This window comes from Burkholderia anthinoferrum, assembly GCF_002925705.1.
Classification (GTDB): Bacteria; Pseudomonadota; Gammaproteobacteria; order Burkholderiales; family Burkholderiaceae; genus Burkholderia; species Burkholderia semiarida.
The window spans coordinates 109,687-131,230 of record NZ_LFZP01000064.1 but is presented as its reverse complement, the minus strand read 5'-3'; the positions used below and the strand labels follow the sequence as shown (position 1 = coordinate 131,230).

19 protein-coding genes are annotated in these 21,544 nt (G+C 68.1%); 14 read left to right on the top strand and 5 right to left on the bottom strand.

Features of this window, described 5'->3' with window-relative positions:
* Nucleotides 1–145 precede the first annotated feature (145 nt).
* Entirely contained in the window at nt 146–1,807 is a 1,662-nt protein-coding gene (locus tag C5F75_RS30620) for a fatty acid--CoA ligase (RefSeq protein WP_181035498.1), read from the top strand.
* Between the two features lie 295 nt (nt 1,808–2,102).
* Entirely contained in the window at nt 2,103–4,868 is a 2,766-nt protein-coding gene (locus C5F75_RS30610; protein ID WP_104013214.1) for a LuxR C-terminal-related transcriptional regulator, read from the top strand.
* Nucleotides 4,869–4,892: 24 nt separating this feature from the next.
* Here C5F75_RS30610 and C5F75_RS30605 read toward each other — a convergent pair whose 3' ends face one another.
* Nucleotides 4,893–5,765 carry a LysR family transcriptional regulator gene (locus C5F75_RS30605; protein ID WP_059574811.1) on the bottom strand — a complete coding sequence of 291 codons (873 nt, stop codon included), beginning with the start codon at nt 5,763–5,765 and terminating at the stop codon, nt 4,893–4,895.
* A gap of 92 nt (nt 5,766–5,857) precedes the next feature.
* Between C5F75_RS30605 and C5F75_RS30600 the strand changes: the two genes are divergently transcribed.
* From C5F75_RS30600 to C5F75_RS30590, 3 genes are all read left to right on the top strand, one after another.
* Complete coding sequence (locus C5F75_RS30600; RefSeq protein ID WP_181035497.1) at nt 5,858–6,997, top strand: NAD(P)H-quinone oxidoreductase; 1,140 nt, start codon at nt 5,858–5,860, stop codon at nt 6,995–6,997.
* A 138-nt stretch (nt 6,998–7,135) separates the two neighbouring features.
* Nucleotides 7,136–8,119, top strand: coding sequence for a LysR family transcriptional regulator (locus C5F75_RS30595; protein WP_104013212.1), 984 nt, complete (start codon nt 7,136–7,138; stop codon nt 8,117–8,119).
* A 48-nt stretch (nt 8,120–8,167) separates the two neighbouring features.
* Nucleotides 8,168–8,545, top strand: a complete 378-nt coding sequence (locus C5F75_RS30590) for a BON domain-containing protein (RefSeq protein ID WP_099318171.1) — start codon at nt 8,168–8,170, stop codon at nt 8,543–8,545.
* Between the two features lie 127 nt (nt 8,546–8,672).
* Here C5F75_RS30590 and C5F75_RS30585 read toward each other — a convergent pair whose 3' ends face one another.
* Nucleotides 8,673–8,828, bottom strand: a complete 156-nt coding sequence (locus C5F75_RS30585; RefSeq protein ID WP_006483086.1) for a DUF3309 family protein — start codon at nt 8,826–8,828, stop codon at nt 8,673–8,675.
* Nucleotides 8,829–9,031: 203 nt separating this feature from the next.
* On the opposite strand from C5F75_RS30585, the gene C5F75_RS30580 reads away from it, so the two are divergent.
* The 6 genes from C5F75_RS30580 to C5F75_RS30555 all read left to right on the top strand — a co-directional run bounded on the left by C5F75_RS30580 (nt 9,032) and on the right by C5F75_RS30555 (nt 14,618).
* Nucleotides 9,032–9,706: a histidine phosphatase family protein gene (locus tag C5F75_RS30580; protein ID WP_059574768.1), complete on the top strand. Its 675-nt coding sequence runs from the start codon at nt 9,032–9,034 to the stop codon at nt 9,704–9,706.
* Between the two features lie 19 nt (nt 9,707–9,725).
* Nucleotides 9,726–10,757, top strand: a complete 1,032-nt coding sequence (locus C5F75_RS30575; RefSeq protein WP_104013211.1) for a phosphotransferase — start codon at nt 9,726–9,728, stop codon at nt 10,755–10,757.
* Between the two features lie 79 nt (nt 10,758–10,836).
* Nucleotides 10,837–11,601 carry an SDR family oxidoreductase gene (locus tag C5F75_RS30570; protein WP_104013210.1) on the top strand — a complete coding sequence of 255 codons (765 nt, stop codon included), beginning with the start codon at nt 10,837–10,839 and terminating at the stop codon, nt 11,599–11,601.
* Nucleotides 11,602–11,608: 7 nt separating this feature from the next.
* Nucleotides 11,609–12,367: an SDR family NAD(P)-dependent oxidoreductase gene (locus C5F75_RS30565; RefSeq protein ID WP_104013209.1), complete on the top strand. Its 759-nt coding sequence runs from the start codon at nt 11,609–11,611 to the stop codon at nt 12,365–12,367.
* Between the two features lie 39 nt (nt 12,368–12,406).
* Nucleotides 12,407–13,651, top strand: coding sequence for an acyl-CoA dehydrogenase family protein (locus tag C5F75_RS30560; RefSeq protein WP_059574760.1), 1,245 nt, complete (start codon nt 12,407–12,409; stop codon nt 13,649–13,651).
* A 61-nt stretch (nt 13,652–13,712) separates the two neighbouring features.
* On the top strand, nt 13,713–14,618 hold the full coding sequence (locus C5F75_RS30555) for a LysR family transcriptional regulator (RefSeq protein WP_059574758.1): 906 nt from the start codon (nt 13,713–13,715) through the stop codon (nt 14,616–14,618).
* 35 nt (nt 14,619–14,653) lie between these two features.
* On the opposite strand, the gene C5F75_RS30550 is transcribed toward C5F75_RS30555, so the two are convergent.
* Nucleotides 14,654–15,781, bottom strand: coding sequence for a J domain-containing protein (locus C5F75_RS30550; protein ID WP_104013208.1), 1,128 nt, complete (start codon nt 15,779–15,781; stop codon nt 14,654–14,656).
* Nucleotides 15,782–15,915: 134 nt separating this feature from the next.
* Nucleotides 15,916–18,300 (bottom strand): DNA polymerase II, encoded by a 2,385-nt coding sequence (locus tag C5F75_RS30545; RefSeq protein ID WP_104013207.1) that lies wholly within the window; start codon nt 18,298–18,300, stop codon nt 15,916–15,918.
* Nucleotides 18,301–18,440: 140 nt separating this feature from the next.
* On the opposite strand from C5F75_RS30545, the gene C5F75_RS30540 reads away from it, so the two are divergent.
* Together C5F75_RS30540 and C5F75_RS30535 are read left to right on the top strand one after the other, a co-directional pair.
* Nucleotides 18,441–19,025 carry a TetR/AcrR family transcriptional regulator gene (locus C5F75_RS30540; RefSeq protein WP_104013206.1) on the top strand — a complete coding sequence of 195 codons (585 nt, stop codon included), beginning with the start codon at nt 18,441–18,443 and terminating at the stop codon, nt 19,023–19,025.
* Between the two features lie 90 nt (nt 19,026–19,115).
* Nucleotides 19,116–19,856, top strand: a complete 741-nt coding sequence (locus C5F75_RS30535) for a 3-oxoacyl-ACP reductase family protein (RefSeq protein ID WP_181035496.1) — start codon at nt 19,116–19,118, stop codon at nt 19,854–19,856.
* 83 nt (nt 19,857–19,939) lie between these two features.
* Here C5F75_RS30535 and kdgT read toward each other — a convergent pair whose 3' ends face one another.
* A complete protein-coding gene (gene kdgT, locus C5F75_RS30530) occupies nt 19,940–20,959 on the bottom strand; it encodes a 2-keto-3-deoxygluconate transporter (RefSeq protein WP_104013205.1) in 1,020 nt (339 codons plus the stop codon).
* Between the two features lie 209 nt (nt 20,960–21,168).
* Here kdgT and C5F75_RS30525 point away from each other — a divergent pair, with 209 nt between their 5' ends.
* The gene (locus tag C5F75_RS30525; RefSeq protein WP_104013279.1) at nt 21,169–21,540 is read left to right on the top strand and encodes an SH3 domain-containing protein; all 372 of its coding nucleotides are present in this window, start codon (nt 21,169–21,171) and stop codon (nt 21,538–21,540) included.
* The last annotated feature ends 4 nt before the right edge of the window (nt 21,541–21,544 follow it).

The following is a 21,544-nucleotide window of genomic DNA, read 5'->3' as shown; positions in this document are numbered from 1 at the left end:
CAATCGCCGTGTTACGTGCACGGGCGGCCGGCGGCCGGTTTCGACAAGGGCTGGCTCCCCCCGGACAGGGGGGACGCGAAAGCCGGGCGCTCCGGTATCGTGGCCGCACGCTCGACGACCCGACCGGTTGCCCATGGAGACACTCATGAATTCGTCGTACCCGCAAGCCGAACCGGCACCGTCCGCCCACGCGTATCCGCTGCTGATCAAGCAGTTGCTTCACGCGCCGCTGGCGACGCGGCCCGAGCAGGAGATCGTGTACGGCGACCGCGTCCGGCACGACTACTGGGCGTTCCGGCATCGCATCGGGCAGCTCGCGAGCGGGCTGTCGTCGATCGGCGTCGGCGCGGGCGACGTCGTCGCCGTGCTGGATTGGGACAGCCATCGCTACCTCGAGTGCTACCACGCGATTCCGATGATGGGCGCGGTGCTGATGACGGCCAATGTCCGGCTGTCGCCCGACCAGTTGCTGTATACGCTCGACCATTCGGGTGCACGCGTGGTGCTGGTTCACCGCGATTTCCTGCCGTTGCTGGCGGGCATGCGCGACCGGCTCGACTCGGTGCGGCACGTCGTGCTGATCGCCGACGGCGACGACATCGACCTGCCTGACGGCTTCGCCGACGAATACGAGCGGCTCGTCGCGGCCGGTTCGCCCGATTTCGCGTTCCCCGATTTCGACGAGCACACCCGCGCGACGACGTTCTACACGACGGGCACCACCGGCCTGCCGAAGGCCGTCGCGTTCACGCATCGCCAGCTCGTGCTGCATACGCTCGCGGGCATGGCGGCGTTGTCGAGCGCGCGCGATCGCGGCCGCGTGCATCGCGACGACGTCTACATGCCGATCACGCCGATGTTCCACGTGCACGCATGGGGGATGCCTTACATCGCGACCGCGCTCGGGCTCAAGCAGGTCTATCCGGGCCGTTATTCGCCGGACGGACTGGTCGCGCTGATCGCGCGCGAAGCGGTAACGTTCTCGCATTGCGTGCCGACGCTGCTCGCGACGATTCTCGACAGCCCGGCGTCGGCGGCGGCCGACCTGTCGGCGTGGAAGGTGATCGTCGGCGGCTCGCCGCTGTCCGACGGGCTCGCGCGGGCAGCGCTCGCGCGCGGGATCGAGGTCTACACCGGATACGGGATGTCGGAAACCTGCCCGCTGATGACGATCGCGCAGATCGACCCGCCGCGGGCGGGCGGCGGCGCGTCGGCCGACGACGACATCGCGCGCCGGACGAAGGCGGGCTTGCCGTTGCCGCTCGTCGACCTGCGCATCGTCGACGCGCAGTGTCGCGACGTGCCGCACGACGGCCGGTCGGCGGGCGAGGTCGTCGTGCGGATGCCGTGGGCGACGCCCGGCTATCTCGGCGACGCGCAGGCGTCGGCCGCGCTGTGGGCGGGCGGCTACCTGCATACGAACGACATCGGCGTGATCGATCCCGACGGCCGGCTGCAGATCACCGACCGGATCAAGGACGTGATCAAGACGGGCGGCGAATGGGTGTCGTCGCTCGAACTCGAGGACATCCTGTCGCGCCACCCGGCCGTGCGGGAGGCAGCGGTGATCGGCGTGAAGGATGCGCGCTGGGGCGAGCGTCCGCTCGCGCTGGTCGTCCTGACCGACGAGCAGGTCGGCCGCGTCGGGCCGGACGAGCTGAAAGCGCATGTGAAGCAGGTGGCCGACCGCGGGCTGATCTCGCGCTATGCGGTGCCGGAACGGCTGCTGATCGTCGACGCGATCGAGAAGACGAGCGTCGGGAAGATCGACAAGCGCGCGCTGCGCGAGCGCTACCAGCCCGATTGAGCGGCGCGTCCGGCCGCCGCCGGCGCCGGCCGCTCGGGACGAGGCGACTTCCTCGCCTCCAGATACCCCCCGAATGGGGGGCTGAACAGCGCGCGCCGGTTCGAGAACAATGCGGGTCCCATGTCGCGGCCGATATGCGCTGCGTGCGCACACGCCGGTACGGACATCACCTACTTTTGACGGCCGGCGCCGAATCGTTATGCTGTTTGCGGCGCACGGCGAGACTGGGCCCGGTCGACGGCTTCGCTCGCGGTGCCGGCGGACACGCGATCAGCGCGAGGAGAACAGGAGCAGCATGGCGCCGACGGACAGCAGACAACCGGCCCGCCCGCCGGACACCGATGCGATCGAAGTGCTGGTGCGCACGAAGCTGGCGCCGGCGTCGGCCCGCGGGATCGTGGCGCGCATCGCGCGGCTCGGGCGGCTCGGGCGTGGCCTCGACCGTCGGCTGACGCTCGTGAGCGCGCCGGCCGGTTACGGCAAGACCACGCTGCTGGCGGAGTGGCGCCAGGCACTGGTGGCGTCGGGCGTGAAAGTCGCGTGGGTGAGTCTCGACCAGGACGACGACAACGCGTCGATCTTCGCGTCATACGTGGTCGCCGCGATCGTCGACGCGACCGGCGGCGTCGGCGCCCGCGCGCGGCAGTTGTTGCGCGATCGCGCGCTGATTCCGCTGAAGACCGTATTCGACGAACTGCTCAACGAACTGGACAGCGCGGGCGTCGACCTGTTCCTGATGCTCGACGACTTCGATCGCCTCGCGTCGCCGGTCATCCACGACGCGATGTTCGATCTGCTGCGCTACGCGCCGTCGAACCTGCATGTCGTGCTGTCGTGCCGCTCGGTGCCCGCGTTGCCGCTCAGCTATTTCGAGTCGCGCGACGAGCTGGTGCGGGTGGACGAGAACGACCTGCGCTTCGACGACGCGGAGACGCGCGCATTCTTCGAGCGGGTGGCCGGCAAGCCGCTCAATGCGGAAAACGTCGGGCGCCTTCGCGCGGCGACCGAAGGCTGGGTGTCGGGCCTGCAACTGGCGGCCCTGGCGCTGCACGACGACAGCGACGCGGCGCGCGTGGCCGAACAGGTCGGCCGCGCGCGTGCCGGCATCGCCGCGTACATGAACGAGAACGTGATGACGCAGGTGCCGGACGCGATCCGCCACTTCCTGCTGCATACGGCGGTGCTCGACCGGATGACGCCGGCGCTGTGCGATGCGCTGACCGGTCGCGACGATGCGCTCGACTGCCTCGAATGGCTGAGCGCGCACAACCTCTTCATCCGGTCGATCGACGGCGACCGCCAGCGCTACCGTTATCACGCGCTGTTCCTGCACTACCTGCGGGAGGAGCTGGCGCTGCGGGAGCCCGGCGCGGTGGCCGCGCTGCATCGCCGCGCGAGCGCGTGGTACGCGGCCGAGCGGCAATGGCCGGACGCGGTCAGGCACGCGCTCGCGGCCGGCGACTTCGACGCGGCCGCCGGCTGGGTCGAGGCGTGCGCGATGAAGCTCATCGCGTCGAGCGACGTGCGTACCGTGCTCGACTGGGTGTCGCGCCTGCCCGCGCAGGCGCTGACGGGCCGCCTGCGGCTGCGGATCGCGCATACGTGGGCGCTCGCGCTGTCGATGCAGATCGTCGATGCGCGGCGCGCGCTGGAAGCGCTGGAAGCCGACATCGAGATCGGGCGGCTCGATACCGATGCCGTCACGGCGACCGAACTGCTGGCCGTGCGCGCGCTGATCGCCGGGCTGTCGGATCGCAGCATCGAATCGCTGCAGCTCGGCGAGCGCGTGCTGGCGGCCGCACCGCCGGCCGGTTCCTGGGTCGAGCAGATCGGGCAGACGACGCTGATCTTCGGGCTGGGCTACGCGGGCCGCCTCGGCGACGTGCTGGATCTCGGCGCGCGCGCGGAGCACGCGGGGTCGGGGCACGAGCCGCTTTACGCGAACGTGTACCGCCAGAACATGGCGGGCCTGGCCGAGTTCGTCGCCGGGCGGCTGCACGACGCGTCGAAGACGTTCGAGACGGCACTGCGGGCCGCCGAACGCTCGGCGGGGCGCCTGTCGGCGGCGACGGTGCTGTCGGCCGGCTACCTGTCGGCGATCTATTACGAATGGAACGACTGGGCGAAGGTGCGCGACGCCCAGGCCGACCGCTTCGACATCGCGATGCAGGCTTGTTCGCTCGGGCCGTTGCTGAGGTTCATGCAGACTGCCGCGCTGCTGCAATTCCGGTCGGGGAACGACGCGCGCGCGCACGACATACTCGACGAAGCCGATCACATCGCATGCAGCCGGCAATGGCTGCGGTTGCGCGTCGCATGCATGGCGACCGGCATCCGGCTGCATCTCGCCGCCGGCCAGCCGACACAGGCCCATCGTGTGGGGCGCGCGCTGGCGTCGCTGGTGTCGCCCGTGCCGCCGGACGAAGCGTCGAGCCACGTCGAGACGTGGCAGATGGCGCAATCCGCGCAGGCAAGGCTGCTGCTTGCCGATGCGCGCGCGAACGAAGCCGCGCAGTGCATGGCGACCGTACATGCGGTGCTGGCCGCGCGCGGATTCGACTGGTTCGCGGCGCAGGCCGCCGCGTTGCATGCGATCGCGCTCGATCAGGCGGGCGACGAAAGCGCGGCGCTCGCGGCGTTGGCGCGTGCGCTCGAATACGGCCAGGGCAACGGGCTCGTCCGAACCTTCGTCGACGAAGGGGCGGCGGCCGAGCGTCTGCTGGCGCGCGTACAGAAGCGTGCCGACCGCTTTCCGGCAGTCGGCGCGTGGTATCTGCGCGATCTGGCCCGTGCGTTCGACGCGCAGCGGGCATCGAGCGGGGCGCCGGCCGCGCGGCAGGGTGCGCCCGGCAACCTCAGCGCACGTGAAGTCGAGATTCTCGACTACGTCGCGCGCGGCCTGTCGAACAAGGAAATCGCCCGCGCGCTGCGCGTCGCGCCGGAGACGATCAAGTGGCACCTGAAGAACATCTTCGAGAAGCTCAACGTGACGTCGCGCATCCAGGCGGTGCGCAGCGGGCTGGCGCTCGATGCGTCACGGGTGCGACGCGACGACGAATGACCGGCTGACGCGGCGCCGCCCGCGTCAGCCGTGCGCGGCGAACGCGGCCACGATCTCGTCGATCGCCGCGCGGATCCGTGCGGTGTGGCGCAGGTCGCGGTGCGTGACGAGCCAGACCTCGTACGGCGACTCGCGCACGCGGTCCGGCCAGATGCGTGCGAGCCCGTCGCGCTCCCCCATGTGGACGGGAATCTCGCCGACGCCGAGGCCCGCGCGCAGCGCCGCACGCAGCATCAGGTTCGAGTTCGTGCGCGTGACGATGCGCCCGCCGTCGATCGGTTCGCCGGCGAGGGTCGGCTGGCGGCTGGCCTCGACGTACGGCTGGTAGACGGCGAGGTCGTGGCCCGCGAACGCGCGGCCGCGCTCGGGCTCGCCGTGCCGGTGCAGATAGTCGGGCGACGCGAACAGGCCCATGTCCCAGCGTGCGAGACGGCGCGCGACCAGATCGGGGTTCTCGGGCCGCACCGTGCGGATCGCGATATCGGCTTCGCGTTTCGCGAGATTCAGGATGTGGGTCGACGTGTTCAGCGCGACGGAGACGTCGGGATGTTTCGCGTGCAGCCGCGCGATCGACGGCATCACGAACTCGATCGCGAGCGCGTCGGTCGTCGTGATCTTCACCTCGCCGGCGAGCCGCCGGTCGACGCCCTGCGTCAGTCGCACCAGCTCGTGCGCGTGCTGTTCCATCGCCTCGGCGGCGCGCAGCGCCAGTTCGCCGACCGGCGTGGGCAGATAGCCTTTCGACGAGCGCAGGAACAGCGTCGCGCCGAGCATGTGCTCGAGCGTCGCGAGCCGCCGCCCGACCGTCGCCTGATCGACGCCGAGCGTGCGCGCCGCGCGGCGCAGCGTGCGCTCGCGATGGATCGCAAGAAAGACGCGCGCGTCGTCCCAGTTCATCGTGTGTCCCGACTGATGCATTTTTGCATTCCCCGACCGGTAATTCGCTGCGTGCCCGCACGCGGCATCGCCCATAGACTGGCTTCACTTACATGGCGATGCCGCGATTCGGGGATGGCCCGCGAATCGGCCGCGCATCGACGAACGTTGAGGATCATATCGTGACTGATGACGCGAACGCTCTTCCCACCCACATGACGGCGATCGAAATCGTGCGTCCCGGCGGCCCCGACGTGCTCGTGCCCGCGACCCGCGCCGTACCGGCGCCTGGCCCCGGCGACGTGCTGATCCGGATTCACGCGGCCGGCGTCAACGGCCCCGACGTATTCCAGCGCAAGGGGCTGTACGATCCGCCGCCTGGCGCGTCCGACATTCCCGGCCTCGAGATCGCCGGCGAGGTCGTCGCGATCGGACGCGACGTCACGCGCTTCGCCGTCGGCGATCGTGTCTGCGCGCTGATTCCCGGCGGCGGCTACGCGGAGTACGCGGTGGCGAACGAGAGCAACACGCTCGCGATTCCCGACGGCCTCGGGATGGCCGAGGCGGCGGCGCTGCCGGAAACCTTCATGACGGTGTGGCTGAATCTGTTTCAGCGCGGCGGGTTCAAAGCCGGCGAAAGCGTGCTGATCCACGGCGGCGCGTCGGGCATCGGCACGACGGCGACGATGCTGGCGAAGGCGTTCGGCGCATCGGCGATCGTCACGACCGTCGGGTCGGACGCGCAGCGCGACGCGAGCATGCGGCTCGGCGCGGATCTCGCGATCGACTATCGCAGCGAGGATTTCGTCGACGCGGTCGCGCGCTTCACGGGCGGCAAGGGTGTCGACGTGGTCGTCGACATCATCGCGGGCGACTACGTCGCGCGTAATTTCGCGGCGGCCGCGATGAACGGGCGCATCGTGCAGATCGGCGTGATCAATGGCCCCGCGAAGGAGCTCGACCTGTTTCCGATGCTGACGAAGCGGCTCACGCACATCGGCTCGACGCTGCGCTCGCGCACCTACGCGGAGAAGGCGCAGATCATTCGCGAGCTCGAGGAGGCCGTGTGGCCGCTGATCCGGCAAGGCACGGTCAAGCCGCAGGTCTATCGGCTGTTCGATTTGCGCGACGCGCGCGCGGCGCACGAGCTGATGGATTCGGGGCGGCATATCGGCAAGATCGTGCTGGCGACGCCGGCCGCGGATCGTTCGCTTCGGGCGGCCGTCGATGCAAACGCCAAGCATTCCACATGATCGGCCGACGCTTCAGCCCCCCGGTCGGGGGGCTGAAGCCGCGGCGCGGATGGCCCGACAATCGACGACATCGAATGCGCCGCCGCGCTCCGCCGGCGCGTCGCATGGATGCAGCACCGGACCGGACGATCAATCGAAATGGACATGCTCGAAAACATGCGGACATTCGTGCGCGTCGTGCAGGCCGGCAGCTTCACCGCCGTCGCGAAACAGGCCGATATGGCGACCGCGCAGGTGTCGCGGGCCGTCGCGAGCCTGGAGGCGTATGCGCAGATTCGGCTGCTGAACCGGGCCACCCGAAAAATCGCGCTGACCGACAGCGGGCGCCGCTATTTCGAGCGCCTGCAATCGATCCTGGGCGAGGTCGACCAGGCGAATGCCGAGGCCCGGAACGCGCTGATCCGCCCGTACGGACGCTTGCGCGTGCATACGATGCCGGGGCTCGGACAGAGCCACGTGACCGCGTCGGCGGTCGCCTATCGGGCGCGCTTTCCCGAAGTCGCCATCGAGATGACGTATTCGCAACGGATGCCCAATCTCGTCGAGGAAGGCTACGACGTCTCGGTCGTGACGGCCGCGAGCCTGCCCGACTCCGCCTGCATCGCGCATTCATGCGGCACGTCTTTCAGCGTGCTGGTCGCGTCGCCGGCCTACCTCGCCCGCTACGGCGCGCCGTCCGTGCCCGCCGACCTGGCGCGCCATACCTGCCTGCGCCTCGACACGCCGGCGGAAGCGAACGACGAATGGCTGCTGCACGGCCCCGGCGGCCAGACCGCGTCGCATGCGGTAACGGCCGCGCCGTTTCACGCGAATGCGCCGGAAGCGCTGTCGATCGCGCTGTGTGCGGGACTCGGCATCGGCTCGCTCGCGATCTATTCGGCGATCGACGACCTGCGCAGCGGGCGGCTCGTGCGCGTGCTGCCGGACTACCGGCTGACGATGCTCGACGTGTACGCGATGTATGCGTCGCGCCGCTTCGTGGACGCGAAGGTCCGCACTTTCATCGACCATCTGCGTGCGACGTTGTCGCCCGCGCTGAAAGCCGACGTGCGTGCGCTTGACGCGCTCACGGCGCCGCACGGGCGCGACCGCGCCCGTGGGTTGTCCGGTGTCACGGCCTGACGGCCGGCCCATTCGTCGTACCCGTTCGTTCCTGTCCAGGAGAATCCGATGAAGTCCCGTTTTGCAATCGTCGTTGCAGGTTTCGTTGCGTTGTCGCCGCTGGCCGGTCATGCGCAGTCCGCCACGGCCGCCGCACCCGCCGAGCAGGCGGCGTCGGCGCCCGCGTCGCCACGCGCGGCAAAGAAGGCCGAACGCGCGGCCGACCGTGCATTCGCGAAGAAGGTTCGCCAGGCGATCGTCAGAGCGCCCGGCGTCGGCCATGCGCAAGTCACCGTGTTCGCGAACGCGAAGACGGGCGACGTGACGCTGGCCGGGCAGATCACCGACGAGTCCCAGGATCGGGCCGCAGTGGATGCGGCCCGCCGGGTACCGGGCGTGACGTCGGTGAAGAGCAGGCTCCAGTTGCGTCTGGAGGGCGGCCAGTAACGGGCCGCGTCGACGGCATCGGGTGCATGTCTTCGCGGGCTTCGTCGTGTAAAGAATCCACGGCGAAGGCTGCGGAAGGCACGCACCCGTGCCGGCTGTGACGCGTCCCCTCGCCGGTGCCGGAGCGTCAGATCCGACCGAGCAGCACCAGTATCACGACAATGACGACGATCAGCCCGACGGTCCCCGATGGCCAGTAGCCCCAGCTTCGGCTATGCGGCCATGCAGGAAATGCTCCGATGAGCAGCAGAATCAGAACGATGATGAGGATCGTACCGAGCATCGCATCCCTCCTGGATTTATTCGACACGGTGTGGGCTGACGCAATTCGCGTGCCGCGACGCGGTGGCCGATGAAAGGCGGCGCGAGGGCGTCGTTTGAATGTTCTGAATTCACACGATGAATACCCGATGATTCAAAAAATAAATTTCAAAAATGCCCGCCCGGTCGCTATGCTGGGCCTTCGGTTTTCCTCGGGCGAGTGCAATGGCTGAACTCTTTCTGGTACGGCACGGACAGGCGTCGTTCGGCACCGACGACTACGACCGGCTTTCCGCGGCGGGCGACCAGCAGGGCGCCTGGCTCGGCGAATACTTCGCGCGGCAGGGCCTGACGTTCGACCGCGTGATCTGCGGCACGATGAACCGTCATGCGCAGACGGTCGCCGCGATCCTGCGCGGGATGGGCCGCGAAGGCGTCGCGGTCGACCGACATCCCGGCCTGAACGAATACGATTTCCACGGCCTGTTCGCGGCAGCCGCCAGCGACTACCCGGAGATCGCGCGGCTCGCGGCCGGATCGATGAAGGAGCACTTTCGCGCGCTGCGGCAGGTGCTGCAACTGTGGACCGAGGACAAGCTAGGCGATGCGGCGCCCGAAACCTGGGCTCATTTCCAGCAGCGCGTGGCCGCCGCGCGCGCGGCGATCCGCGCAGGCGGCGGCCGGCGCGTGCTGGCGGTGAGCTCCGGCGGCCCGATCGCGGTCACCGTGCAGCAAGTGCTCGCGGCGCCGCCGTCGAGCGCGATCGCGCTGAACCTGCAGATCCGCAACAGCAGTCTTTCGCAGTTTTTCTTCAACGCCGACGCGTTCCACCTCGCGTCGTTCAACGGTATCCCGCATCTGGAGGATCCCGAACGACACGCGCTGCGCACCTACGGCTGACCCACGAACGATCGCGACGATGACGAACCCTTCCCAGCAACTCGACGTAGCCCGCCTCACGCGCTATCTGGAAACGCACGTGCCGGGCTTCGAAGGCCCGGTCGACACGGAGAAGTTTGCCGGCGGCCAGTCGAACCCGACTTTCCTGCTGAATGCGAAGAGCGGCCGCTACGTGCTGCGCCGCCAGCCGCCGGGCGAACTGCTGAAATCCGCGCACGCGGTCGACCGCGAATTCCGCGTGCTCACCGCGCTGTCGCGCACCGCGGTGCCGGTCGCGCGTCCGTATCACCTGTGCGAAGACCGCGACGTGATCGGCAGCCTGTTCTACGTGATGAGTTTCGAGGATGGCCGGATCTTCTGGGATCCCGCGCTGCCGGAACTGCCGAAGGCCGAGCGCGCGACCTGCTACGACGCGCTCTTGCAGACGATGGCCGCGCTGCACGACGTCGACGTCGAAGCGGTGGGCCTCGCCGATTACGGCCGCCCCGGCAACTACTTCGAGCGGCAGATCGGCGTGTGGACGAAGCAATATCGCGCGGCCGAAACGGGGCGCCTCGACGCGATGGAGACGCTGATCGACTGGCTGCCGAAAGCGTGCCCCGAGGACACGGGCCGGCCGGCGCTCGTGCACGGCGATTTCCGGATCGACAACCTGATGTTCGCGCGCGACGGCTATCGCGTGCAGGCCGTGCTCGACTGGGAGCTGTCGACGCTCGGCAACCCGCTCGCCGATCTCGCGTATTTCTGCATGTGCCTGCGGCTGCCGTCCGGCGGGCAGGTGCGCGGGCTCGCGGGCCAGGATCGCGCGGCGCTCGGGATTCCCGACGAAGCGGCGATCGTCGCGCGCTACTGCGAACTGCGCGGCATCGCGCCGATCCGCGACTGGCATTTCTACCTCGCCTTCAGTTTCTTCCGGCTCGCGGCGATCGCGCAGGGCGTGAAGGCGCGCGCGCTGCAGGGCAACGCATCGAGCGAGCAGGCGCTGCGCGTGGGCGAAATGGCCGGCCGGCTCGCCGAGCTGGCCGTCGGCGTGATCGACGCGCATCGCTGACGTCGCCTGCGAAGCGTCGCGATTGCGGCGCTCGTCGAGCGGCGACACGACAACACAATCAATGGAGGAGCACAGCAACATGGCAACGAACCTGTTCGACCTGACGGGCAAGATCGCACTGGTGACGGGCGCGAGCCGCGGCATCGGCGAGGAAATCGCGAAGCTGCTCGCGGAGCAAGGCGCGCACGTGATCGTGTCGAGCCGCAAGCTCGACGACTGCCAGGCGGTTGCGGACGCAATCATCGCGGCGGGCGGTCGCGCCGAAGCGCTGGCGTGCCACGTCGGGCGGCTGGAGGACATCGCCGCGACGTTCGAGCACATCCGCGGCAAGCACGGCCGCCTCGACATCCTCGTGAACAACGCGGCCGCGAACCCGTATTTCGGGCACATCCTCGATACCGATCTCGCCGCGTACGAGAAGACCGTCGACGTGAACATCCGCGGCTACTTCTTCATGTCGGTCGAAGCCGGCAAGCTGATGAAGACGCACGGCGGCGGCGCGATCGTCAACACCGCGTCGGTGAATGCGTTGCAGCCGGGCGACCGGCAAGGCATCTACTCGATCACGAAGGCGGCCGTCGTCAACATGACGAAGGCGTTCGCGAAGGAATGCGGGCCGCTCGGCATCCGCGTGAATGCGCTGCTGCCGGGGCTCACGAAGACGAAGTTCGCGGGCGCGCTGTTCGCCGACAAGGACATCTACGAGACGTGGAAGGCGAAGATCCCGCTGCGCCGCCACGCGGAGCCGCGCGAAATGGCCGGCACCGTGCTGTATCTCGTGTCGGCCGCGGCGAGCTATACGAACGGCGAATGCATCGTCGTCGACGGCGGCCTGACGATCTGAGCGCGCGATGAAACTCGACAGCTACGCGGGCCAGGCCGTGATGATCACCGGCGCTGCGAGCGGCTTCGGCGCGCTGCTCGCGAGCGAACTCGCCGCGATGGGCGCGCGGCTCGCGCTCGGCGACCTGAACGGCGACGCGCTCGAACGCGTGGCCGCGCCGCTGCGCGCGGGCGGCGCCGACGTGATCGCGCAGCGCTGCGACGTGCGCATCGAAGCCGACGTCGCAGCGCTCGTGCATGAAGCCGTCGCGCGCTTCGGGCGGCTCGACGTCGGCATCAACAACGCGGGCATCGCACCGCCGATGAAAGCGCTGATCGACACCGACGAAGCCGACCTCGACCTGAGCTTCGCGGTGAACGCGAAGGGCGTGTTCTTCGGGATGAAGCACCAGATCCGCCAGATGCTCGTGCAGCGCGAAGGCGTGATCCTGAACGTCGCGTCGATGGCCGGCCTCGGCGGCGCGCCGAAGCTGGCCGCGTACGCGGCGTCGAAACATGCGGTGGTCGGGCTCACGAAGACGGCCGCGCTCGAATACGCGCGCCACGGCATCCGCGTGAACGCGGTGTGCCCGTTCTACAGCACGACGCCGATGGTCACCGACAGCGATATCGGCGAGCGCCAGGGTTTCCTCGCGCAGGGCTCGCCGATGAAGCGGCTCGGCCGGCCCGACGAAATCGTCGCGACGATGCTGACGCTGTGCGCGAAGGAAAACACTTATCTGACCGGGCAGGCCGTCGCCGTCGACGGCGGCGTCTCGGCCTTCTGAACCGGACGAACGGAAACACGCAATCTCGAGGAGTCGATCATGGACTTTGGCTACACCCCGAAAGTGGAAGCGCTGCGCGAACGCGTGCGGGCATTCATGGACGCGCACATCGTGCCGCGCATCCGTCAGTGGAACGACGAGGTGCATGCGGGCCAGTATCCCGTGTCGTTCATGGAGGAACTGAAGGAACGCGCGAAAGCGGAAGGGCTGTGGAACCTCTTCCTGCCGCATTTGAAGGACGACGAGCCCGGCACGGGCCTGACGAACCTCGAATACGCGCCGCTCGCCGAAATCATGGGGCGCGTGAGCTGGGCGTCGGAAGTGTTCAACTGCAACGCGCCGGATACCGGCAACATGGAGCTGCTGCACATGTTCGCGACGCCCGAGCAGCGCGAACAGTGGCTGCTGCCGCTGCTGCGCGGGGAAATCCGTTCGGCGTTCGCGATGACGGAGCCCGACGTCGCGTCGTCGGATGCGACCAACATCACGACCCGCATCGAGCGCGTGGGCGACGAGTACGTGATCAACGGCCGCAAGTGGTTCATCACGAACGCCGCGCATCCGAACTGCAAGATCTTCATCGTGATGGGCAAGACCGATCCCGATGCGGAATCGCACCAGCAGCAGAGCATGATCCTCGTGCCGCGCGACACGCCGGGCGTGACGGTCGTGCGCAACATCACGGTGGTCAATCACTACGCGCCCGAGGGGCACTGCGAGATCACGTTCGACAACGTCCGCGTGCCGGCGCGCAACTTGCTCGGCGAGGAAGGCAGCGGCTTCGCGCTCGCGCAGGCGCGCCTCGGGCCGGGTCGTATCCACCACTGCATGCGTTCGATCGGCGCGGCCGAGCTGGCGCTGGAGCTGATGGTCGACCGCGCGCAGTCGCGCGTCGCGTTCGGCAAGCCGCTGAACCGGCACGGCACCGTCGGCGAATGGATCGCGCGTTCGCGCATCGAGATCGACCAGGCGCGCCTGCTGGTGCTGAAGGCCGCGTGGATGATCGACAAGGTCGGCGCGAAGGCGGCGCGCAAGGAAATCTCGATGATCAAGGCGCTCGTGCCGACCGTCTACACGGACGTGTGCGACCGCGCGATGCAGGTATTCGGCGCGGCGGGCCTGAGCCCCGATACGCCGCTGGCCGACCTGTGGACCTGGGGCCGCGCGCTGCGCTTCGCCGACGGCCCGGACGAGGTGCACCTGCAGGCGATCGCGCGGATGGAGATCAAGGACGGCGAACCCGGTGCGACCGCGCCGTACCTGACGCCGCCGCCGCGCGGGTGAGCGGCGCGACGTGGACGAACGAATGGCGCCCGCCGTAAGATCTCGGCAAGGAGATTCGGCGATGCGTCTTTCGAAGATTGATCTGAACCTGTTCGTCGTATTCGAGGCGATCTACAACAAGCGCAACCTGACGCGCGCGGCCGAGGTGCTGAACCTCACGCAGCCGGCCGTCAGCAACGCGCTGGCGCGACTGCGCAAGACGCTGAACGATCCGCTGTTCGTCAGCACGCCGGCCGGGATGATGCCGACGCCGATGGCCGAGAACATCGTCGGCCGCGTACGCGAGGCGCTGCAACTGCTCGATTCGAGCGCGCACGAAGGCGACGTGTTCGATCCGGCTACTTCGGAGCGCGTGTTCCGGCTGAGCATGAGTGACCTGACCGAAGCGCTGCTGCTGCCGGCGCTCGGCGAGCTGCTGCAGGCGCATGCGCCCGGCATGCACGTGCGCAGCTATACGATGGACCGCCGCGAAGTCGCGACCGCGCTCGCGAACGGCTCGGTCGACATCGCGATCGACGCGCCGCTGATCGGCGATCCGCATCTGCACCAGGCGCTGCTCGTGCAGGACCGCTACGCGTGCATGATCCGCGACGATCATCCGTTCAAGGGCGACACGCTGACCATGGACGACTACCTGTCGATGGGGCACATCCACGTGTCGAGCCGCCGCAAGGGTAGCGGGCACGTCGACGCGGAACTGACGCGGCTCGGGCTGCGCCGCAACATCCAGATGCGCGTGCAGCACTACATGGTCGCGCCGCTGATCGCGATGCGCGGCGATCTCGCGTTGACCGCGCCGTTGCGGCTCTTGCAGCGCTATCCGGCGCGGATTCTCGAACTGCCGTTCGAGATGCCGGCGCTCGATTACTTTTGCTACTGGCATCGCAGCGCCGATCAGGATCAGGGGAGCCGGTGGCTGCGCGAGCAGTTGATGACGCTGATGGGCGGGATCGGCGACGGGCGGTGACGCGTGGCGTGCGTTCGCCGATACCTCAGTGCCGCTCAATACGAATCGTCGTCGAAGCGCGACAATGCCGGCCGACGCTTCATGTCCTTCAACCAGTCCCGGACCTGTTCCGGATCCTCGAACTCGCGCAGCGCGACGCTCAGGTCCTGGTTGCTCCGCTGCATGCCGGCAATGTCGCGCGCGAGCATGCGCAGCACGGTATCGGGCGCGACCTTGGTGGACGACGCGATGCCGTAGGTCCGCCGGAAGTCGTTCTCGACGTGCACGATCTCCTGGTCGAGCTCGCGCAGTTGTTCCTCGAGGATCCCGTTGTAGCGCGTGAGTCGCGCTTCGCCGAGGCCGTCGATCGCGCGCCGGTCGATCTGTTCGATCTCCAGCTGCAGCTCGAGCAGTTGCAGCAGGTTGCCCTTCTCGTACGCGCGGTTGACCCGCTGCATCAGCACGGTCTTGCGTTGCTGCTCCTGCGGATCGGTTTCGCGATCGGGATGCAGCGCGCTCGCGAGCTTGCGATAGATCTCGCGGATCGATTTGTTCGATTCGGCTCGCTCGGCTTCGATGCGCGCCTTCGCGGCCGATTGCTTCGGTGCTTTCTTGCGCTTCGCGCGCTGGGCCTCGCGGGCCGCGTGAGCGGCCATGTCGCGCTCGAACTGCGCGTCTAGTTCGGCCTGCATGCGTGCTGCGAGTTCGTCAGGCGACAGCGTGTCGAGATCGTCCAGCGGTTGCGATTGCGGTTCGGCTTCCCGTTCCGGTTTCGCCGGCTCGGGATCGGCCGCGGCGGCGCCGACGTTTCCGGACGCGGCATGCCGGTTGTAGATGACCTTCAGCGCCGGGTCGTCGCTCACGTTCAGCAAATCACCCGCCATGTCGGCGATCAGGTCGGACAGCGTGCGTTGCTCGGCCTTGCTCAGGCCCTTCTGCAGGAACGCGTCGTCGAGCAGATGGATCAGCCGGATGCGCAGTGCCGTCGCTTCCTGTTCGAGCGGCAACAACCCGTCGACGAATTTCTTCTGGAACGCCGGCATCACGGCGTCCCACGCGCCGAGTCGCTCGCGCCGCGTCTCGATCTGCTTGACGAGCGTATTGAACGTTTGCTGTGCTTTCGACAGGCTGGCTGTCTCGTGGCCGGGCGCGATGGCGACCGCGGCACCGCGACGTGCGGTCATGATGAGTGTCCTCCGGCCGCGGCGGGACGCGCGGCAGGCCGGTATTTTAGCCGGATGCCTGCGGGGCGGCGCGCAATGGGCGCTTCCCGGCGGGCCGCCGCGGCGTTCTCGTGTTCGCGCCGGATCGTGGGCCGTCAATCGCCGAACAACTGCCCCTGCCCCGAGATCACGCGTTCGAAATCGTCGCGCAGGAACGGCAGGATCGCATCGGCGACGGGCTGAAGCTGGCGGCTCAGGTAGAACGCGTAGTCGATCGGCGAGCGCATCGTCTCGAGCGGCTCGGGGCCGGCCGTCGTCATCACGTAGCTGATCCACCCGCCGCGCTGATACTGCAGCGGCCGGCCCCGCGCATGATTGAACTCGTCGGCGATGCGCGCCGCGCGCACGTGCGGCGGCACGTTGCGCTCGTATTCGCGCAGCGGCCGGCGCACGCGCTTGCGGTAGACGAGCTGATCGTCGAATTCGCCGGCCAGCGTGCGCCGCACGTAGTCGCGAATGAAATCCTGATACGGCTCGCGCCTGAACACGCGCCGGTACAGCTCGCGCTGGAATTGCTGCGCGAGCGGCGTCCAGTCGGTGCGCACCGTTTCGAGCCCCTTGAACACGAGGTCCTCGCCGCCGTCGGCGGTCGCCGCGAGCCCCGCATAGCGCTTCTTGCTGCCTTCTTCCGCGCCGCGCACGGTCGGCATCAGGAAGCGGCGGTAATGCCGTTCGTATTGCAGTTCCAGCGCGCTGTCGAGCCCGAACTGCTCGCGCAGGTGGGTATGCCACCAGCGATTCACGTGTTCGACCAGCGCGCGGCCCTTGGCGCCGGCTTCGTCGTCGTCGTGCGCGCGGCCGAGCCATACGAACGTCGAATCGGTATCGCCGTAAATCACTTCGTATCCCTGACCTTCGATCAGTTTGCGCGTGCGATGCATGATCTCGTGGCCGCGCATCGTGATCGACGACGCGAGGCGCGGGTCGAAGAAGCGGCAACCCGTCGAGCCGAGCACGCCGTAAAACGAATTCATGATGATCTTCAGTGCCTGCGACAGCGGCGCGTTGCGCTGCCGCTTCGCGTCGTCGCGGCCTTCCCACACGCGGCGCACGATGTCGGGCAGGCAGTGCGCGGTGCGCGAGAAACGCGCCCCGAGAAAACCGGGCACCGATGCGTCGTCGCCGGGATGCGCGAGCCCTTCGATCAGGCCGACGGGATCGATCAGGAACGTGCGGATGATCGACGGATAGAGGCTCTTGTAGTCGAACACGAGCACCGAGTCGTACAGCCCGGGCCGCGAATCCATCACGAAGCCGCCGGGGCTGTTCTGCCCCGTCACGTCGCCGAGGTTCGGCGCGACATAGCCGAGCCGGTGCATGCGCGGCAGGTACAGGTGCGTGAACGCCGCGACCGAGCCGCCGGTGCGATCGGCAGCCAGCCCCGTGACGCTCGCGCGTTCCAGCGCGAAGGACAGCAGGTCGGCCTTGTCGAAGATGCGCGTGACGAGCTCGCAATCCTTCAGGTTGTAGCGCGCGAGCGCGGGCTTGTCGTGATCGAAGCGGCGCTGGATCTCGTCCATCCGCTGGTACGGGTTGTCGATCGACTTGCCTTCGCCGAGCAGCGCTTGCGACACGTATTCGAGGCTGAACGACGGGAAGGTCCACGTCGCGGATTTCAGCATGTCGATGCCGTCGAGGATCAGCCGGCCGGCCGCGCCCGCGAAGAAGTGGTCGGGCTGCTGGCCGTGCGCGCGCCAGTCGAGCACGCTGCCGCCGCGCCCGAGCTTCAGCGGGATGCCGTACTGCTCGGAATGGGCATGCAGGATGCGCAGGTCGAACTGCACGAGGTTCCAGCCGATCACCGCATCGGGATCGTGCTCGTCGAACCAGTCGTTCAGCCGCGCAAGCATCGCGGGCCGGCTGTCGCAGTAGTCGAGGTCGAAGTCGAGGGGGCCTGCGTCGCTGCTTGCATCGCCGTTCGGCGGGCCGAGCATGTAGACCTGGCGCTGCCCGCAGCCTTCGAGCGCGATCGAGTACAACTCGCCGTGGATGCTGGTTTCGATGTCGAGCGACACGCAGCGCAGCGTGGGGCGGTAACCGGTGGCGGGCTTCAGCTCGCCGCCGGTCAGCGTGCCGTCGCGGCCGGGCTGGCCGCGAAACGCCACGCACGCGGTGATGAAGCGCTCCATCGCATAGCGGTCGGGCGGCTGCACGTCGGCTTCGTACACATCGACGCCGGCGGCGGCCAGACGCTTCTGGAGTCCCGACAGATGACGGTAGCGCTTGCAATAGAGGCCGACGACCGGGCGCTGCCGGAAATCGCGCAGCGCGAGCGGACGCAGCTCGGCGTCGCGCTCGCCGGCCAGCGTGCGTTCCGCGAGCGCCTGCTGCTCGGCCGGGATGAACGCGACGGCTTCCTGCGGGCGCAACCGCACGCGGCGCGGGCCGTGTCCGGTTGCCAGCCAGAACTCGATCTCGATGCCGGATGCGGTGTCCCGCCAATGGCGGGTAAGGATGAAGCCCTGCTCGAACGCCGTCAAAACGCTTGCTCGTCGTGGATGCCCAGGCGGCGGATTTTAGCGCTTGGGCGGCGGATATGCCGACGTCACCGCGGACAAAAAAAGGGGCGGAGCGACGTCGAATTATTGACTGATGTGTCCATAACGCCTATTCTGCCGCCATGGTGAGACCACGTGAATTCGATCGGGACGAGGTGCTGGAGCGCGCGCTGCGCGTGTTCTGGGAAAAGGGCTACGCCGCGACGTCCACTGACGACCTGCTGAGCGCAATGCAGATCGGCAGGCAGAGCCTCTATAACGCGTTCGGTGACAAGCGCAAGCTGTACGTCGAAGCGCTTGAACGTTATCAGTCGGAGAGCGTGTCGGGCCACATCGCGCGCCTGACGGCGCCGGCGTCCGCGCTCGCGGGCATCGAGGCGTTGCTGCTCGGCGTGATCGCCGTCAACGCGGCCGAACGTGTGCTCGGTTGCATGGGGGTCAATGCGATCTGCGAATTCGGCGCGGCCGATCCCGAACTGGTCGGCTTGCGTGAGAAGGCCGGTGCGATGCTACATCGGCAGGTCGTCGCCCGCATTCGTGAAGGGCAGGATGTGGGCGAGATCGCCCCTGCGCTCGATGCGCGCGAGGCCGCGAACTTCGTCCTGACGACGATGTACGGGATCCAGCTCGGTGCGCGCGCCGGCGCGAAGCCGCAGGCGTTGCGCGCCACCGCCGGCTTTGCGGCCGACCGGCTCAGGGCGCACTGATATCGATGCAGGCAGGGCAACGCGCCGGCATGAGAGCCGGCGCTTTTTTGTGGGAAGTTATTGACTGATCAGTCCATTAAGGAGCGAAGCATGACAGGCAATTCCGAGGGTATGCACAAGGCGGCGATCGTGTTTGGCGGCTCGCGTGGGATCGGCGCGGCCATCGCGCGGCGGCTTGCGGCCGACGGCGCGAATGTCGCGTTCACCTATGTCTCGGCGCCGGAGCGCGCGCACGAGACCGCGGCCGCGATCGAGGCGCGCGGGCGAGCCGCGCTGGCGATCCGTGCCGACAGCGCGGATGCGGACGCAATCCGGCAGGCCGTCGCACAAGCAGTCGAACGTTTCGGGCGGCTCGACGTCGTCGTGGTCAACGCGGGCATCCTGAAGCTGGGAGACGTGGCCGACGTGAGCGTCGACGATCTCGACCGGATGCTCGCGGTCAACGTGAGAGGCGTATTCCTGGCCATCCAGGCCGGCGCTGCGCATCTCGCGCGCGGCGGCCGCATCGTCACGATCGGCAGCAATACGGCCGTGCGCAGCGGACATCCGGGTTCGAGCGTCTATTCGATGACGAAGGCCGCGGTGGCCGTGATGGTCAAGGGCATCGCCGTCGATCTCGCACCGCGCGGCATTACGGTCAACAACGTGCAGCCGGGGCCTGTCGAGACCGACATGACGGCCGATCATCTCGACCAGATCCGTCCGTTGATTCCGCTGCAGCGCGCCGGCAGTGGGGACGAGATCGCATCGCTGGTGGCGTGGCTCGCCGGTGCGGAATCGGGCTACATGACGGGTTCGAGCCTGACGATCGACGGCGGGATGGCGCTGTAGCTCGAAGAAGCACGCGAAACCGTTGCGCGACGCGCCGTTGGGTGCGCATTGAATTGGCCGGTTCGAGCGCGAACCGGCCCCGCTCAAACATGCCCCTCATGCTCGATCGCCCCACCGCTCCCGACCGGCGCCGCGACCCTCACCGGCACCCCCGCCGCCCTTGCCGCCCGCTTCGCCCACATCGCCGTCAGAATCGGCACGAGAATCGCCGTCACGAGGCATGCGGTCGCGACGATCGCCGTCGCCGCCGGCACCATCGGCTTGAACTTCGGGATCATCTCGCCGATGATCGCCGGGTTCGCGACCGCGGCGCCGGCTGTCGACGACGCGGCCAGCCCGGCCGTCCCGTTACCGCCGCCGATCACCTTGTCCGCCAGCATCAACGGTACACCCGTCACGACGATCACCGCGAGCCCGAGCGCGATGCCCGGCAGCCCGCTCTTCGCGATCACGTGCAGGTCGATGCCGTTGCCGAGCGCGAAACCGAAAAACGGGATCAGCGGATGCACGCAGCGCCCGAACAATTCGCGCAGCGCCACATCGAGGTTGCCGAGCGTGAAGCCGATCAGGAACGGCAGCACCGCGCCGACGAAGAGCCGCGTCTCGAACACCGCGACGCCGGCTGCGCCGAGAATCAGCATGCTGACGAGCGGCCCCGATTCGATCGACATCAGCACGAACGCGCCGGCCTCTTCCTTGCTGCCGTACTGCTGCATCACGGCCGCGTAGAGGCCGCCGTTGGTCATGTCCATCGAGGTCGTGATCGCGAGCAGCGACAGGCCCGCGAACAGGCCGGTGCGGATGCCGTCGTCGGGGATGAACCGCGCGGCGATCACCGTCGCGAGCCACGCGACCACGATCTTCGTCGCGAGCAGCGTGCCCGATTTGCGCAGCACGACGCCCGCTGCGCGCAGGTTGATCGTCGCGCCCATGCAGAAGAACCATACGGCGAGGATCGGCACCGTGCCGGCGATCAGGCCGTTGGTGAACGAGCCGAAGTACTTGCCGGCGTTCGGCGCGAACGTATGCACGCACGCGCCGAGCAGCATCGGGACCAGCATGAGCCCGCCCGGAATGCGGTCGATAGCCTGTTTCAGCTTCACGTCTCCTCCGTGGACGTCGATGCGTCCCGTTGTCGAATGATGTCTGTTGACTGACTATAGGACATGTTTCGGCATGGTGGTCCGTTTTTGTGAATGTCGACGGCGGTCGTATCATCCGGAAGCGACGACGGTCGCGCGGGATCGAGCGTGTGCCGGCCGCGAACCGGCAAAACGAAAAAACGAGACGGCGCAAAGAACGAATGAAACAGATGAAAATGACGATGCGCATGGGCATCGCGATGCTGGCGCTCGGCGCGGGCCTCGGCGCGAACGGCGCGCACGCAACGAGCACGGTGGACTGCGGGAAGCTCGATGCGGCCACGAGCGGCCCGGACGACAACTTCCGGCCACCGGCGTCCGGCACGGTCGTCGGTATGGGGCGCGCGTATTTCCATTCGGCGCCCGACGCGCGGTGCGTCACGAAGCGGACTTTCATCGTCCCCGGCGATTCGGTGACGGTCTACAAGTCGCACGGGCGCTGGTACGACATCATGTACGTGAACGGCAAGACCGGCGACGACTTCGAAGGATGGGTCGAGCAGGACCGTGTGCGCCTCGGCGGTCAGTACGGCGCGCAGTAGTCGC